We start from the raw sequence: 16,964 nt of genomic DNA, 5'->3' as shown, positions 1-16,964 counted from the left end.
TTTATGCAAAAGGTAGATAATTTGGGCGTTGCGATTGACGAGGCGAAAATCGGCAATCCAAAGCTTCAAAATAATTTGCAAAAAGCCAAAAGGATCAATAAGACCCCTTACCTCTTTTTGCTTCCATATATGGCGCTGTTTTCACTTTTTATCATAATACCAATCATTATGGCAATCTATCTATCGTTTACTAACTTCAATACGATAGAGCGTCCGGATTTTGTTGGATTTTTAAATTATATTAATCTATTAACACAAGATGAGATCTTTATGCAATACGTATTACCGAATACTGTCTTATTTGCAATTGTAGTAGGACCAGGAGGCTATATTTTAGCCTTCCTTCTAGCTTGGTGTTTAGCCCAGCTAACAACTGTTCCACGAATGATCTTAGCGTTAATTTTCTATTCACCATCTATGACGTCTGGAGTAGCGATGGCGGTTGTTTGGACCATTATTTTTAGTGGGAATCAAGCTGGTTATGCCAACAGCCTGCTAATTCGCTGGGGTATTATTACGGAACCTCTCATATTTCTCCAGGATACAAGATTTATTTTATTAATTATGATTGTTGTTGCATTATGGAGCAGTATGGGAGTTGGATTTCTAGCGATGCTCGCCGGTGTATTAAATGTCGATGAAACGCTTTATGAAGCCGGTGCTATTGATGGAATTCGAAATCGCTTCCAGGAGCTAATTTACATAACTATTCCTTCGATGAAACCACAAATGTTATTTGGAGCAGTTATGGCAATCGTAAACACATTTGCTACAGGTATAATAGGCGTTCAGCTTACCGGGTCCAACCCTACACCAAATTATGCCGGTCAATTAATTGTTAACCACATTGAAGATTATGGATTTATTCGGTTTGAAATGGGTTATGCTGCAGCGCTCTCTGTTGTTTTATTATTAATTATCTATGTATTCGCACACATTTCGAAAAAGCTATTTAGCGAAGCATAAGAAGGGAAAGATGTTATGGCTCTGAAAACAAGCGGTGCAAACCCAAAAAGGTTTCATAAAAGTCAATTGAAATTCTATATCTTCTTAATTCCATTTGCAATCTTTATGTTACTGCCTATCGTCTTTATCATTAATCATGCTTTTAAACCACTTGATGAACTATATGCTTTTCCGCCTAGATTTTTTGTTTACAAACCGACATTTGATAACTTTACAAATCTGTTTGAATTAGCAAATGCCTCTGGGATCCCGATGAGTAGATATGTATTAAACAGTGTAATTGTAACTGTATCAGTTGTGTTTTTGTCTGTATTTATATCTACGTTGGCAGGCTATGTGCTATCTAAAAAGAATTTTAAAGGGAAATTTACTATTTTTGAAATTAATAACGCTGCCTTGATGTTTGTTCCAATCGCCGTTATAATTCCAAGATTTCTGACTGTTTCGTACTTAGGAATTGAAGATACTTTTTTTGCACATATTCTTCCCCTACTTGCGATGCCAGTTGGTTTGTTTTTATTGAAGCAGTTTATTGATCAAATTCCAGACTCCTTAATTGAAGCTGCAGTAATTGACGGAGCAAGTGAGTTTAAAATCTACTTAAAGATAATCTTGCCATTAATTAAACCAGCAATTGCAACAGCTGCAATATTAGCGTTCCAATTAGTATGGAATAATCTAGAAACCTCAATTTTGTTTACGACGAGTGAAAATATGAGAACACTTGCTTTCTTTATGAATACACTTGTGGCCAATACAAATGTAGTTGTTGGTCAAGGGATGGCGGCTGTAGCCTCATTAATTATGTTTATTCCGAATTTAATTTTATTTGTTATTCTGCAAAGCATGGTCATGAACACGATGTCGCATTCTGGGTTAAAGTAGGTGTGAAAATGCTTAAGAAATTTAAATTAAGAACACTTGTAATATGTTTAATGATTTTTTTCTTTGTCAATCCGATTCATAGTTTTGCCAATACAGCTTATAAAACATTTACTGAAGATGGCTATGGAAACTATGTTGAAACCCAGACGGCTTATACAGTTAGGGATACAATTGTAAAATTTGGAGATGAATTGTTTCGACAAGCCTCCGATTTGAAGATTGATAAAAACGGGCTGTTGTATGTCTCGGATACTGGTAATAAACGCATTCTAGTTGGTAATAAGAATGGTGAGCTAGTACGAATTATTGGTGAAGGCGTGTTATCTAGCCCAAATGGCATTTTCTTATCGGAAGATGATAAGTTGTATGTTGCTGATGAAGTAGCTGCGAAAGTATTCGTGTTTTCATTAAATGGTGAATTACTGGCTGAATATGGCAGACCTGATAGTATCTTATTTGGGAAAACATCAACATTTGTGCCTGAAAAAGTTGCTGTCGATCGTCGTGAAAACATCTATATCATCTCTCGTGGGAATTCAAACGGGATTATACAAATTAATGCAAATAGTGGACAATTTATTGGCTACTTTTCGCCGAACAGAACAACCGTAACTCCGTTAACAGTATTTAGAAAAGCAATCTTTACTGATGAACAACTTAGTAGAATGATCAGCATGGTGCCACCTAATGCTCATAATCTTAATATCGATAAACGAGGTCTTGTTTTTACAGTAACTCAAGGTGAAAGGATTTTATCGGTAAAAAAGTTAAATATGGCAGGATTAAACATTCTTGATATGAACGTCTATGACCCTTTTCCGTCATCTATTGATATCGGATCATTAGATAATATCTTTGTTTCTGGTGAAAATGGATTTATTTATGAATATACCAGTGAGGGGAATTTATTATTTGTTTTTGGTGGTAGAGATGACGGTAGACAGCGAGTTGGACTGTTTAGCAAAATTTCAGCTATCGCCTTAGATGAAAATGACAATATCTACGCACTTGATCCTGAAAAAAGACAAATTCAAGTCTTTCAACCGACGGAATTTGCAAATTTGGTCCATGACGCATTAGTTCTTTATCAAAATGGAGATTATCGGGAGAGTAAGGAGCCATGGCAAGAGGTTATTAGGCAAAATAGTTTGTTCGACTTTGCCAATTTAGGATTAGGTGAAGCCTATTTTAAAGAAGAAAATTATCAAGATGCTTTAAACTCATTTCGGGCAGCCAAATATAAGTCAGGTTATTCTGATGCTTTTTGGGAAAATCGAAATATCTGGATGCGAGAAAATATTATTAATCTTCTTTATATCATCATTGCGTTAGTTATCTTGAAAAAAGTAATAAGTAGATTTGAAAGAAAGTATCGCTTCTGGTGCACATTTAAAACAAGAATGAATGATAAATATAATTTGAAATTAGTAAAGGACCTTGTTTTCTTAAAAAATTTGATCCGTCATCCTATTGATAGTTTTTATAGTATTAAATATGAAAATAAAACAAGTTACCTTTCTTCAACTATATTAATGTTTGTGTTTTTCATTCTTTTTATCTTAGAAAAGTACTATTCAGGTTTTATTTTTAGAACGGTTGAAGACGGTGAATTTGCAATTGGTTCAGATTTTGCTTTTGTGGCTGTTGCCTTTCTTTTAGTGATTATATCAAATTATTTAATTTGTACAATCAATGATGGGGAAGGGAAATTCCAGCACATTTATAGTGGCTTTATCTATTCGTTCGCCCCATATTTTATGATTAAACCTTTTGTAATAGTCTTTAGCAATTTTTTAACCTTTAATGAAGTTTATTTGCTTAACTTCACAAATTTTTTCACTTACTCATGGGTAGCAATTTTGATCTTCATAATGGTTAAAGAGATTAATGATTATTCAGTAAAAGAAACGATTAAAATACTCTTTTTGACATTGTTTACGATCCTTATTGGAGTATTGTTAATCTTTATTGTATACGTATTAATTTCCCAAATGCTTCAATTCTTCATTTCTATTTTTAACGAGGGGGTGTATCGATTTGAAAATCGTTAAAATAAAAACGGCGATAAAGATTATCCTTTTTATTGCAATTGTCGGTAGTCTCCTTACGTTTGTATTTACTAGAGACGACTCGGACACTGCAGTGAACGTCCCGAACACTCCAACTATACCAGAGCCATCACAGCCTAATTCTGGTGAAGCTGAACCAGATGAGGAACAACCTGCTGCAGAAATTCCTGTTCCAGAGCAAATAGGTATGGATGATGATGGACTTGAAAATAGAGTGAAAATTATTAACTCGAAGCAACAACAAATCGATGGCCATAAGTATGTAACAGAGAATACACAATATGAAATGTATGTTAAAGAAGAAAATCTCTCTATCATTATGAGAGAAAAGAATACTGGAGCAGTGTTGTACTCTACAATTGATAAGCCTGTAAAAAGTAATGAAGCATGGACAAATTTTATGAAGTCCTCGATCATTATGGAGTATTTAGTAGGAACGAATATTGTTACATATAGAGCTGACATGTATTCGAAAAGTCCGGAAAAAGAAGTGACATACACAGAAAACGGCTTTAACGCAACAATTTATTATCCTGAGCTTGAAATCTCTTATGAATTAGAGGTTACGTTAACTGATTCTGGGTTTGTAGCGGAAATCCCTAAAGAGAAAATCCAAGAAAATAATGATCGGTATCGAGTATCTGGCTTTTATGTTTACCCGTTTTTAGGCTATTCAAAATTGGGAGAGCGTGAGGGGTATATGTTTATCCCAGATGGGTCAGGAGCTTTAATACAACTGAAAGATAATGATGGGAAATATCGACAACCGTATTCGGAAATGGTCTACGGTAATAATGTTGGTATCGATGATCCTTTTGTTTTGTCGCTGTTTAATGGGAGGAACCCATTCAATGACCCTGAAAAAATTCTAGCACCTGTTTTTGGAATGGTTCAAACCGATTCAGAAATCGGTTTTCTTGGAATAATAGAAGAAGGTCAGTATAGTGCAAAAATCGAAGCGTATCCAAGTGGAGCTATTCTTCCATATAATTGGATCACATCAAAGTTTATTTATCGTCAAGTCTATAATCAACCAACAAGTCAACAATCGGGAACGATGGTAGTTCGTCAGAGAAATATGAATGACTTTAATATCAGAGTTCGCTATGAATTGGTGTCCAAGGAGCAAGCCACATATTTTGGTTTAGCTGAGAAATATCGTACTTATTTAATTGATAACGATTTAATTAGTAAAACGGAAGATGACTTCAAGGTAAGAGTCGATTTGTTTGGAGCAGATGTTGAAAATGGCTTGATCTTTAAAAAAGATGTTGCTATGACAACATTTGGTCAGGCAAGCGATATCTATGAAGATTTGCAACAAAACGGTGTAGAGCAAATTTTATCGATTTATAAAGGGTGGCAAAATAAAGGATACTATGGTGGCTTGCCAATTCGTTCGTTTAAGCCTGAATCAACACTAGATGATCGTAAAAGTCTACAAGATTTACTGAAGGAAAGTAATCAACGCAATATTGATCTGTTTTTGTATCACGATGGACTGAGAATTAATTTAGATGAATACCGAAATCCAACCTATAAAGTGATGAGAAAATTAAATAAACGACAATATAGTGAAGATGTTTACGGTAATGTGTATCGTTCCTTTAATTATTTAAATCCGAAATCATCGGTTGATGTTTTGGAAAAGATGAATAAGAGCTACACAAAAAATGGAGTTCAAAACGTCTTACTTGCAGGTATCTCAAATGAGTTATTTTCTTACAGTGAAAGCAATAAGGAATATGATCGAATCACGACAAAAGGATACTATGAATCAATTATTTCTAACTACGATCAGCAGTTTAATTTATTGCTTGAACAACCGTTTTCATATTTATGGAAGTATACAAATGCGATTATTGATCTTCCAGCAAGCTCTTCAAATTACGTTTTTACAAGTGAAGATATCCCTTTTATTGCGTTAACTTTAAAAGGAGTTGTTCCGATGTACTCTGAGTATGTAAACTTCCAAGCGAACCAAAAAGAGTTCTTCTTACAGTTAGTGGAACAAGGGTTAAACCCTTCATTTTTAATTACGCACGAAGATCCATCGGACTTGTTATATACGAATTCTTCACATATATACAGTTCAAAGTACGAGCGTTATCAAGAAGTCATTCAGCAATATTATGAGGAATTAAAAGAGATCCACGTAGCGACCAAAAACTCAGTCATTACAAATTATGAACGGTCAAATGGTTTGACAACCGTCACATATGATAACGGAATTGTTATTTATGTAAACTATCAAGAGCATGGTGTTACGATCGCGGGACAAACAATAGATGCGTTGTCTTATAAGGTGGTGCAAGGCCATTGAAAATTAATAGAAAAAGCTTATATGGATATTTATTTATCTCACCTTGGTTAATTGGTTTTATACTTCTTGTATTATGGCCGTTAGGTCAATCATTCTACTTTAGTTTGAACAATATGAGAATTACACCTGTAGGCCTGCAATTTAAATATGTTGGTTTCAATAACTATTTGGATGTTTGGTTGAAGGATATGTTTTTTATTCAGGAACTGCTTCAATTTGTGCTTCATATCGCACTTCGAGTGCCGGTTATTGTGGTCTTTGCCTTGATTATTGCGATGTTATTAAATGAAAAAGTGAAATTCCAAGGAGCGTTTCGGACCATTTTCTTCTTACCAGTTATTGTTGCAAGCGGTCCGGTCATAGATCAGCTAATTAGCCAAGGTGCAACGACAGTGCCAATGGTAAATCAAGGTGTAATCATAGGAGTACTCATTCAATTTTTCCCTATGTGGTTTGCCGTAGTAATTGGAGAGTTATTCAATCAAATTATTATTATCTTATGGTATTCAGGTGTACAAATTTTAATTTTCCTTGCGGTATTACAGAAGATTGATCCTGCATTATATGAAGCGGCAAAAATCGATGGAGCTTCAGGTTGGGAATGTTTTTGGAAAATTACCTTGCCATCGATTAAACCGATCATTTTAATTAATTTTGTATACACGCTTGTATTTTTAGCAAATAGCAGTCAAAACACGATTATTAATCTTATTTACGCGAATATGTTCTCAGCCACTAGGGGCTATGGATTCGCATCTGCAATGGCCTGGATGTATGCAGTAATTATCTCGATATTGCTTGTCGTCATTTTCTTGGTTTTCCGAGAAAAAGAAACCAAAAGAGTTCTATAGAAAGGTGGAGGACCATGGCAGTTCTTAAAACAAAAGAATTTTATACTCTGCTAAGAAATGATCAGGTAAGCAAAAAAGAAAAATATAGAATTGCAAAAGCAAAGATTGCTCGCCTTTTATTCGGGTTTAATGACCGTAGAGGCCTATTATTAAAACTTATAATTTATACAATGTTGGTATCGATTGGTTTTGTCTATTTGTATCCAGTGCTTTATATGTTTATTACTAGTATGCAATCCTTAGAAGATTTGTTAGACTCGGCGGTAAAATGGATACCTTCCACTTTTTATACAGAAAATTATTCACGAGCCTATTCGGTTATGAATATCAAAGATTCTCTTTCTGGTAGTTTACTAATTGCTACAGTCCCTACCATTTTTCAAGTGGCGGTTGCTTCAATAGTAGGGTTTGGTTTTGCACGATATAACTTTAGGTTTAAAAAACTCTTTTTTGCATTAATGATTTTTAGTTTTATAGTACCTCCACAAATTCTAATGATGCCAACATACCGGTTATTTAGCACCTTTGAATTAACAGGTTCACTAAATGCTTTTATTGTTCCGGCAGCCTTAGGACAAGGGTTAAATAGTACCATTTTCATCTTGATTTTCTATCAATTTTTCAAACAGACACCGCAGTCATTATATGAGGCTGCTGAAGTCGATGGCGCAAATCAATTCACATGTTTCTTCCGGATTGCTGTGCCAATGGCAGTACCTGCTTTTATCATCGCATTCTTATTCTCGTTTGTATGGTACTGGAATGAAACCTATTTAACTAGTTTATATTTAACGAGCAGATCGAATGATCTAACAACAATATTACTTCAGCTACAGCAGTTTGAACAAACGTATGAGGCGATGTATCCGGTTACTGAAAATAGTCCCAATAGAATAAATGAAGGAATTAAAATGGCTGGCACGATCATAAGTATTTTACCTTTATTGCTCATTTACTTTTTTCTACAAAGGTACTTTGTAGAAAGTGTTGACAGAACTGGTATTGCCGGTGAGTAATCACCGTAATATAAAAAAATCGAAACGGGGGAAAGTTATATGGCTAGGAAGTCTTTATTAGGTATCGTTTTTTCGGTTTTATTAATGCTTTTATTGGTTGTTGGTTGTTCTAATGAAACAGGTGTAGATGAAGGAGGCAAACCTTCTGAAGGTACGAAAGAAAATCAACCTACGGATGAAAAGAATGTGGAAGAGAGTCTGGAGCCGATGACAACGGATGAAATCACGCTTACGTATGCTTCGTGGTCAAATCCAGTACTAAATCAGTTTTTAGCTGAGAAATTTATGGATAAGTATCCGAATATTAAAGTTGAAATTGTAAACCTAGAATTTGATGGCTGGAATGATCATTTAACAAACCTAGCAAGTACAGGCGATTTACCTGATGTATATTGGTACCTAGGAAATGTAGACGTTCCGATTAGAAATGGCTGGTTAGGAGATATGACTGAGTACTTTAATAATGATCCTGAAAGTGATAACGTTTTATCGACGATGAAAGGTATGGGTTATTTTGACGGAGAGCGAAAACTTGCAGCTCCTGCGCAATATCTACCATTCACAATCTATTTAGATGAAAATTTATTTGATAAATTAAACGTTCCAATGCCTTCGCCAGATTGGACATATAGTGAAATGATTGACTTAATGCAGGAAATGACAGTTCCAGAACAAGGGATTTTTGGCTACAACTCATTTACTCAACTTTTAACGATGGCGCCAATTGTTAATCAAGATGCGTTCGGCGAATTCGGTTGGGATGGAGAGAAATATGACCTAACTAAAGATTGGGCAGACGCTATGACTCAACATGCTCAGTTTGTAAGAAGTGGTGTACATGCACCGTTCTTTGATACAGATGAAGCAGAAGCGGCTTTTGGTGATCGGTTATTATGGGCTGCTAGTACTGGTCGTATTGCAATGCAATTAGATGCATGGTGGACGATGGGTTTATTTTCACAGCCTGAATTTGTAGACAAGGGTATTAAATGGGTACCTTACGTAGTTCCTCGTGGAGATAATGCAAGTGCATTACACAAACCTGCATTTACGGATTTTGCTGCGATGTCTTCTGCAACAAAGCACCCACGCGAAGCTTATGAGTTAATGAAGTTTTTCGGTTGGGGTAAAGAAGGTTGGTTAGCGAAACTAGAAGCGTTTGAAACATTAAAACATGACGATGGCTCACTTGTGTTCACATTCCCAGATGGTGGTCTTCCATTAATCGACGATGCAGAAATCTGGAATGGTCTTAAGAAGCTTCTTCCGCAAACTGAGTATGTAAGTAACTTCTTAGAAAGAGCGAAGGAACCAATTCCACTTGGTGGTGCTTCTCAACCAGGCTTTCAAACATTTTTAGATGAAGTTTATTTTGGTGGAGAATACGGAGATGTTCAAGCGGCGATTATTGATGGATCGGTTAATGCGCATGACATCTCTCAAAATCTAACAGAGATGATTAATAAATATCGTGAAGAGGCAATGGAAGAATTGTTCTGGTAAATTGAAAAGCATAAGCGCGTGTTAAGCCTCGACAAGCAAATGTTTTGACAGTAAAAAATTTAGTTTTTGACTTTTTTACTGGAAAGTTTTTTGACCTCGAGGAGCTAGGCACTTAAGTTAGAGAAAAGCTAAAGTTCATTTCTTTAGTAATATACTAGGCTGACTCATATGTGTCAGCCTAGTATTATTAAAAACTAGAATATGCAATAAACTGGAAGGGTGAATGAGATGAGTTCATTACAAAAAGCTAGAATGATCGTAGATAAAGACTTCCGTGTATCTGAGGTTGATGAGCGTATTTATGGATCTTTTATTGAACATTTAGGTCGTGCTGTTTATGGTGGCGTTTATGAGCCAGACCATCCAGAGGCAGATGAAAATGGTTTCCGTAAGGATGTTATTGAACTAGTGAAAGAGTTAAATGTTCCAATCGTACGCTACCCAGGTGGAAATATGGTTTCTGCTTACAATTGGGAGGATGGAGTAGGTCCGAGAGAAACTAGACCAAGACGGTTAGAGTTAGCTTGGAGAACGATCGAAACAAATGAAATAGGGACAAATGAATTTGTGAATTGGGCAAAACTTATAAACTCTCAAGTTATGATGGCTGTAAACTTAGGAACACGAGGTATAGATGCAGCTCGTAATTTTATTGAGTATTGTAATCATCCTGGCGGTACATATTATAGTGATCTTCGAAAAAAACATGGGTTTAATAAACCGCATAACATTAAAACATGGTGCTTAGGTAATGAAATGGATGGTCCGTGGCAAATTGGTCATAAAACGGCAGAAGAATACGGCAGATTAGCATTAGAGACAGCTAAGGCAATGAGATTAGTAGATCCTACAATCGAACTTGTTGCTTGTGGTAGTTCGCATACAGGGATGCCAACATTCCCACAATACGAAGCGACGACACTAGAGCATACGTATGATGCGATTGATTATATTTCTTTGCATCAGTATTATGGCAATCCAGATAATGATACGGCTAATTACTTGGCGAAATCAATGGATATGGAACATTTTATTAAGACTATCATTTCTACTTGTGATTACATTAAAGCAAAAAAACGCAGTAAAAAAACAATCAACTTAAGTTTTGATGAATGGAATGTCTGGTATCACTCCCACGGACAGGATAGACAGATTGAGCCTTGGACAATAGCTCCTCCTCAATTAGAGGATGTATATAATTTTGAGGATGCTCTATTAGTTGGCTCAATGTTAATGACCTTTTTACGCAACTCTGATCGAGTGAAAATTGCATGTATGGCTCAGCTCGTGAATGTTATTGCACCAATCATGACTCAAAATGGTGGCAAAGCATGGAAGCAAACGATTTTCTATCCGTATGCACATGTTTCTGCATATGGACGGGGCGTTGCATTACAGCCTGTTGTATCCTCACCTAAATATGATAGCAAAGATTTTACTGATGTGCCTTATCTTGACACTGCAGCAGTGTATAACGAGGAAAGAGCAGAGGTTACTATTTTTGCAGTCAATCGTCATTTAGAAGAATCGCTTACTCTTTCTTGTGATGTTCGTAGCTTTGAAGGGTACGAAATTATTGAACATATTGTATTAGAAAATGATGACTTAAAAGCGGTGAATACTGCAGAAGTTCAAAATGTCCAACCACATACAAATGGGTTATCATCTCTTAACGATGGCATGATTGAAGCATGTATAGCCAAAGCTTCTTGGAACGTAATTCGCTTAAAAAAGAGATAATTTAGACCAAAGATATAGAACACAAAAAAATAGTTGAGACTCTCTCAATTATTTTTTTGTGCTATGTTCATTCTTTAATAAAATGACGTTTCTATACTCTTGATGATAAGAGTTTCTCTATTGGAGGTACTAAGATGAAAAAAGTAATTTTAGTTTTTGTAATCTCAATATTAATTTTTTCCTTAAGTCCAATGAGTATCTATGCAGGAAATCCAGTTATTAAGGATAGGTTTAGTGCTGATCCTGCTGCCCTCGTTCACGATGGTAAAATATATTTGTATGTGGGACGTGATCAAGCGGGGTACCCAGGAGAAATTAAACATTTTTATGTTTTGAAGGAATGGAATGTCTACTCCTCAAGTGACATGATAACTTGGGAGTTGGAGGGTGCTTTGCCAAGAACTGAATTTAAATGGGCAAGGGGTGACTCCGCGTGGGCGGCCCAAGCAATTGAAAAAGACGGAAAATTTTATTGGTATGTAACTGTATTAAATCAAGACCCGACCCCCAAAAAAAATGGCTATGCAATCGGTGTTGCTGTTAGTGATCATCCAGCTAGTGGATTTAAGGATGCAATCGGTGGTCCACTAATCTCAAGTGATATGACAGAAGCACCAATGTTTATGGATCCTAACCAAACATGGGACAATATCGACCCGACTGTATTTATTGATGATGATGGGCAAGCGTTCTTGTACTGGGGAAACACTCATTTGTATTATGCAAAACTAAAGGAAAATATGATTGAGCTTGATGGCGAAATTCAACAAATTACCATCGAAAATATGCCTGGGACATTTACTGAGGCACCTTATCTTCACAAATACAAAGATACATACTATTTGTCATTTGCTATGAATTTCCCTGAAATGACAGCTTACGCTACGAGCAATAGTCCTATGGGCCCTTGGGAATATCGCGGCATTCTATTAGATGCAATGGATGATACCGAAACAAGTCATCAAGCGATCGTCGAATTTGAAGGGGACTGGTATCTTATTTATCATACTGGAGCCTTACCAGGTGGCGGGAACTTCAGGAGATCGACATCAATTGAGAGAATGGAATATAACGAAGATGGGACGATTAATAAAGTCATCCCGTCTGCATCGGGTTTAGTTTTTAATAGCCATTCTATTCGAAACTACAATCAATCAAATTTAGCGATTCGTCATTCGCGCGGAGCGATCAGGGTGAGTCCATATAAAGAAGACTCTTATGATTTTCAATGGCATATTGTTCCTGGATTAGCTATGGAGGGGGATAATTATATCTCTTTTCAAGCTGAAAATAAAGCGGGATATTACTTGAGACATGGTGGAGAATTTACGTCTTTGGTAAAGCATGATGGCACGGAGTCATTCAAATTCGGTGCTACATTTAAAGTAATAAAAGGGTTAGGAAATGATGGAGGAGTCTCATTTCAAGCTTATCATGACGAAGACTTTTATTTGATCCATTATGATAATAACACGATTCGATTAGGGAAGGCAGAATCAGATGAAGAGAAGAATTTAGCTACGTTTATAGTGGTCGACAGTGTTGGGAGTACAAAAGAATTTTCCTTGGTGGAAGAACCAGCTGAACAAATTGGAGATCTAAAGTACGTGATACTAATAGGAGTAAGTTTTATACTAATCATCCTAGGAACGATCCTTGCTAGAATGAGGTCGTTGAAAAAGCTGGTGTAACATCAAAAAAGAAGGGAGCTTCAAATGAAGTCTAAAAAACAAATGATTATTTTATTCCTTATTGGTTTAGTAGGTGCTATTTTATTTTACAGTTTAAAAAGTGATTTTGATGAAGAAGGCAGCAAAAATAAAAGCTCTGATAAAGAAAACGCAGCTAATGAAATTAAAAATGGTGTACAGCCCGAATTTACCGATGCTTCTGTACATGACCCTTCTGTGATTAGAGTCAATGACACATTTTATGTATTTGGCTCTCATTTAGCTTCTGCTAAAACAACCGACCTTATGAATTGGCAGCAGATTTCAACTAGTGTGAACGAAAGCAATCCCCTGATACCAAATGTATTTGAAGAGTTGAAGGAGACTTTTGAATGGGCTCAATCAAATACACTGTGGGCCCCAGATGTCATTCAGTTGGAAGATGGACGTTTTTATATGTATTACAATGCTTGCGAGGGGAGTTCACCTAGATCAGCACTTGGCGTAGCGGTAGCTGACGATATTGAAGGACCTTATCAAGACTTAGGGATCTTTTTGAAATCTGGGATGTGGGGACAACCTAGTGAGAATGGACCAATATATGATCCGACAAAACATCCCAATGTTGTCGATCCGCATACTTTTTTCGATGAAGCTGGCAAGCTGTGGATGGTGTATGGGTCTTATTCTGGAGGGATTTTTATAGTGGAAATGGATTCGAAAACTGGTTTTCCACTCGATGACCAAGGCTATGGGAAAAGGTTAATCGGAGGCAATCATAGTAGAATTGAAGGAGCCTATATACTTTTCAGTCCTGAAACAAACTACTATTATATGTACCTATCATTTGGAGGACTTGATGCAGTCGGCGGATATAATATTCGGGTTGTTCGTTCTGAGAATCCAGATGGTCCATATTACGATGCAGAAGGAAATGAGATGGTAAATGTAAAATCTAATCCGAGCAAGCCCCTTTTTGATGATGTGACGATTAGTCCTTTTGGAGTTAAGTTAATGGGAAATTTTGAATTCATTAAAAGAAGTGAAGATGGTTTCTCAAGACGCCATGGATATGTATCTCCTGGTCATAATTCGGCTTATTATGATAAAGAAATGAATAAAAACTATCTAATATTCCATACTCGTTTTCCAAGAAGAGGAGAACTACACCAAATTAGGGTCCATCAAATGTTTATGAATAGTGAAGGATGGCCGGTTGTGGCACCTCATCGGTACGCTGGTGAAACAATTGACAAAGTTACCAAATCCAATATAGTCGGAGATTATCAATTTGTAAATCATGGAAAAGATATTTCTGCCGACATCAAAAACTCAGTCTTAATCCAACTAAATTCTGATCATACCATATCAGGAGAAGTGACTGGAGAATGGTCGCTAGTTAGTGACAATCAAGCAAAGTTAACTGTAGATGGTGTTGTTTATTACGGCTTTTTCCTGACGCAATGGGATGAGTCTTCCAATAGTAATGTGATGACTTTCAGTGCGTTGTCTAACCAAGGAGTTTCTATTTGGGGGTCTCAACAATAGAGAATTTATTTACCTTCTAATTCATTTTAAAAATGCAATCATAGTTTATAAATATAAAGGAGTGGACCTTTAGTGAATGTTAGATTACTAGATGGAACTTTTAAAGAGTCAGAGCAAAAAGGTAAAGAGTACCTACTCTATCTTGATGTTGATCGACTGATTGCCCCTTGCTATGAAGCCATTTCACAATTACCTAAAAAACCTCGATATGGTGGATGGGAAACAACAGGTATCAGTGGACATTCAATTGGTCATTGGCTTTCGGCAGTCGCGCAAATGTATTCGGTTACGAATGATGAAGAACTAAAGAAAAAAATGGACTATGCAATTGATGAACTTGCTCAACTTCAAAGTCTTGATCAGGAAGGTTATGTAAGTGGTTTTCCTAGATTATGTTTTGATAAAGTTTTTACAGGCACGTTTGAGGTCGAGCATTTTAGTCTCGCTGGTCAATGGGTGCCTTGGTATAGCATTCATAAAATTTTTGCAGGGCTTATCGATGCGTATAAACTCCTTAACCATGAAAAAGCTCTTGAAGTTGTTATCAAACTTGCAAATTGGGCGAAAAAAGGAACCGACAATCTCGATGATGCAAAGTTTGAAAAGATGTTAATTTGTGAACACGGTGGTATGAATGAGACCTTTGCAGATTTATACACGATTACTGGTAACCTAGATTATTTAGGTTTAGCAATCCGATTTTCTCATAAGGCAATCCTTGAGCCGCTAGCAGAGGGTATAGACAATCTTGAGGGGAAACACGCCAATACACAAATTCCGAAAGTCATTGGTGCAGCAAAACTATATGACATAACAGGAGAAACAAAATATCGGGATATGGCGGTTTTCTTTTGGAATGAAGTAACAAAACACCGTTCTTATATTATTGGAGGAAATAGTATCAATGAACATTTTGGACCGCTAAACAGTGAAAAGCTTGGCGTTCAAACGACGGAAACTTGTAACACGTATAATATGCTAAAGCTTACCGAATTTTTGTTTCGCTGGTCCCAAAAAGTAGAATATATCGACTACTTTGAAAAAGCACTTTACAACCATATTCTTGCGTCTCAAGACCCAGACTCCGGCATGAAAACATACTTTGTTTCCACAGAACCTGGACACTTTAAAGTGTACTGTTCACCGGAAGATTCTTTCTGGTGTTGTACTGGAACCGGGATGGAAAACCCAGCACGTTATTCAAGAGGAATATATTATCAAAATAAGGAAGACCTGTATGTCAATTTATTTGTTGCTTCGGAATTAAACATTGCTGATAAAAAACTCAAACTTAGGCAAATAACCGATTTTCCTAAGTCAAACAAAACGAGACTCTCCTTTGAAGAGGCAGATTGTACATTCCTCAATCTTCGAATCCGTGTACCGTATTGGATTTCGGGGAATGTCACAGTGGTTGTAAACGGCATAGAAACATATTCGAGTTCAGAAAACGGCTACTTAACAATTAGTAGGAACTGGGAAACGAGCGATACGATTGACATTGAGCTTCCAATGGGACTTCATACATATACAGCAAAAGATAATTCATTAAAAAGTGGAATTATGTATGGCCCGATTGTTTTAGCTGGTGCGTTAGGGAAAGAAAATTTTCCGGAAACGGATATTCTAGGAGACCATTTAAAATTGAACAACCACCCATTAATAAATGTACCAAGTCTCATTGCTAGTAAAGAAAATTTAAATGAATGGATTAAACCAGTTCCAGGTATGCCACTGACATTTGAAACGGATGCAGTCGGTCAACCAGGAAATGTGAAAGTTAAACTTATTCCATTTCATGAATTGCATCATCAACGGTATACGTTATATTGGAATTTAATGAGTGAGGACGCTTACCAGGAATTTGTGGATCGAGAACAATTGGAACTCGAAAGAATGAGATTGATTACAGTTGACGAAGTTCAACCAAATGAACAACAGCCTGAGGTAGAACATAAAATCAACAAACGAAATTCAAACTCAGGGTATTTGAATATCGTCCAAAGAGGCTGGCGTGATAGTCGTGATGATGGGTATTTTAGTTATGTAATGACAGTAGAACCTACAAAACAAATGTACTTACTAGTAACCTATTTAGGTGGAGATCGAACAATTTACGCTGATGGAAAAAGATACGAACGTGAGTTTGAAATTCTAATTGATGGTACTGTGATTGCAAACCAAAAATTAGAATCGAATGATCAACATGATGCCACTTTTGATGTATGTTATGAGATTCCAACGTCATTAACTGATGGTAAACAAAAAGTAGAAGTTAAGTTTGCATCTACAGAAGGAAAGATCGCTGGTGGGGTTTATGGAGTAAGGATAGTAAATCAGAAAATCTGATTGATTAGTAATGTGGGATTACATTGTCTTAGTTAAGCAGATAC

The 16,964-nt window shown here is 36.3% G+C and carries 11 protein-coding genes; all 11 read left to right on the top strand.

Annotated features, from left to right (window positions below):
- Window positions 1-3: 3 nt before the first annotated feature.
- The 11 genes from ACK4M9_RS16205 to ACK4M9_RS16155 all read left to right on the top strand — a co-directional run bounded on the left by ACK4M9_RS16205 (window position 4) and on the right by ACK4M9_RS16155 (window position 16,920).
- The gene (locus ACK4M9_RS16205; protein WP_409852784.1) at window positions 4-966 is read left to right on the top strand and encodes a carbohydrate ABC transporter permease; all 963 of its coding nucleotides are present in this window, start codon (window positions 4-6) and stop codon (window positions 964-966) included.
- A 15-nt stretch (window positions 967-981) separates the two neighbouring features.
- Window positions 982-1,851, top strand: coding sequence for a carbohydrate ABC transporter permease (locus tag ACK4M9_RS16200; RefSeq protein ID WP_409852781.1), 870 nt, complete (start codon window positions 982-984; stop codon window positions 1,849-1,851).
- An 8-nt stretch (window positions 1,852-1,859) separates the two neighbouring features.
- Window positions 1,860-3,902 (top strand): YIP1 family protein, encoded by a 2,043-nt coding sequence (locus ACK4M9_RS16195; RefSeq protein ID WP_409852778.1) that lies wholly within the window; start codon window positions 1,860-1,862, stop codon window positions 3,900-3,902.
- Window positions 3,889-6,243 (top strand): DUF5696 domain-containing protein, encoded by a 2,355-nt coding sequence (locus ACK4M9_RS16190; protein ID WP_409852775.1) that lies wholly within the window; start codon window positions 3,889-3,891, stop codon window positions 6,241-6,243. Before ACK4M9_RS16195 ends, ACK4M9_RS16190 begins: the two co-directional genes overlap by 14 nt.
- On the top strand, window positions 6,240-7,094 hold the full coding sequence (locus ACK4M9_RS16185; RefSeq protein ID WP_409852773.1) for a carbohydrate ABC transporter permease: 855 nt from the start codon (window positions 6,240-6,242) through the stop codon (window positions 7,092-7,094). Before ACK4M9_RS16190 ends, ACK4M9_RS16185 begins: the two co-directional genes overlap by 4 nt.
- 14 nt (window positions 7,095-7,108) lie before the next feature.
- Complete coding sequence (locus ACK4M9_RS16180; protein ID WP_409852771.1) at window positions 7,109-8,110, top strand: carbohydrate ABC transporter permease; 1,002 nt, start codon at window positions 7,109-7,111, stop codon at window positions 8,108-8,110.
- Between the two features lie 39 nt (window positions 8,111-8,149).
- Window positions 8,150-9,613 carry an ABC transporter substrate-binding protein gene (locus ACK4M9_RS16175; RefSeq protein WP_409852768.1) on the top strand — a complete coding sequence of 488 codons (1,464 nt, stop codon included), beginning with the start codon at window positions 8,150-8,152 and terminating at the stop codon, window positions 9,611-9,613.
- A 228-nt stretch (window positions 9,614-9,841) separates the two neighbouring features.
- The gene (gene arfA / locus ACK4M9_RS16170; protein WP_409852765.1) at window positions 9,842-11,353 is read left to right on the top strand and encodes an arabinosylfuranosidase ArfA; all 1,512 of its coding nucleotides are present in this window, start codon (window positions 9,842-9,844) and stop codon (window positions 11,351-11,353) included.
- Between the two features lie 134 nt (window positions 11,354-11,487).
- Window positions 11,488-13,044, top strand: a complete 1,557-nt coding sequence (locus ACK4M9_RS16165) for a family 43 glycosylhydrolase (RefSeq protein WP_409852763.1) — start codon at window positions 11,488-11,490, stop codon at window positions 13,042-13,044.
- 24 nt (window positions 13,045-13,068) lie between these two features.
- On the top strand, window positions 13,069-14,571 hold the full coding sequence (gene abnB / locus ACK4M9_RS16160) for an arabinan endo-1,5-alpha-L-arabinosidase AbnB (RefSeq protein ID WP_409852761.1): 1,503 nt from the start codon (window positions 13,069-13,071) through the stop codon (window positions 14,569-14,571).
- 72 nt (window positions 14,572-14,643) lie between these two features.
- Window positions 14,644-16,920 (top strand): beta-L-arabinofuranosidase domain-containing protein, encoded by a 2,277-nt coding sequence (locus ACK4M9_RS16155; RefSeq protein ID WP_409852758.1) that lies wholly within the window; start codon window positions 14,644-14,646, stop codon window positions 16,918-16,920.
- Window positions 16,921-16,964: the final 44 nt, after the last annotated feature.

The sequence above is a fragment of the Anaerobacillus sp. genome, from assembly GCF_046314235.1.
In the GTDB taxonomy this organism is placed as follows: Bacteria; Bacillota; Bacilli; order Bacillales; family Anaerobacillaceae; genus Anaerobacillus.
Note: the sequence above shows the minus strand (reverse complement) of the source record. Positions and strands in the feature narration are given on the sequence as shown.

Coding starts and splice junctions, on each gene's coding strand:
- ACK4M9_RS16195 (WP_409852778.1), top strand. CDS start 1,860: ATGCTTAAGAAATTTAAATTAAGAACACTTGTAATATGTTTAATGATT.
- ACK4M9_RS16165 (WP_409852763.1), top strand. CDS start 11,488: ATGAAAAAAGTAATTTTAGTTTTTGTAATCTCAATATTAATTTTTTCC.
- ACK4M9_RS16200 (WP_409852781.1), top strand. CDS start 982: ATGGCTCTGAAAACAAGCGGTGCAAACCCAAAAAGGTTTCATAAAAGT.
- ACK4M9_RS16175 (WP_409852768.1), top strand. CDS start 8,150: ATGGCTAGGAAGTCTTTATTAGGTATCGTTTTTTCGGTTTTATTAATG.
- abnB (WP_409852761.1), top strand. CDS start 13,069: ATGAAGTCTAAAAAACAAATGATTATTTTATTCCTTATTGGTTTAGTA.
- ACK4M9_RS16180 (WP_409852771.1), top strand. CDS start 7,109: ATGGCAGTTCTTAAAACAAAAGAATTTTATACTCTGCTAAGAAATGAT.
- ACK4M9_RS16205 (WP_409852784.1), top strand. CDS start 4: ATGCAAAAGGTAGATAATTTGGGCGTTGCGATTGACGAGGCGAAAATC.
- arfA (WP_409852765.1), top strand. CDS start 9,842: ATGAGTTCATTACAAAAAGCTAGAATGATCGTAGATAAAGACTTCCGT.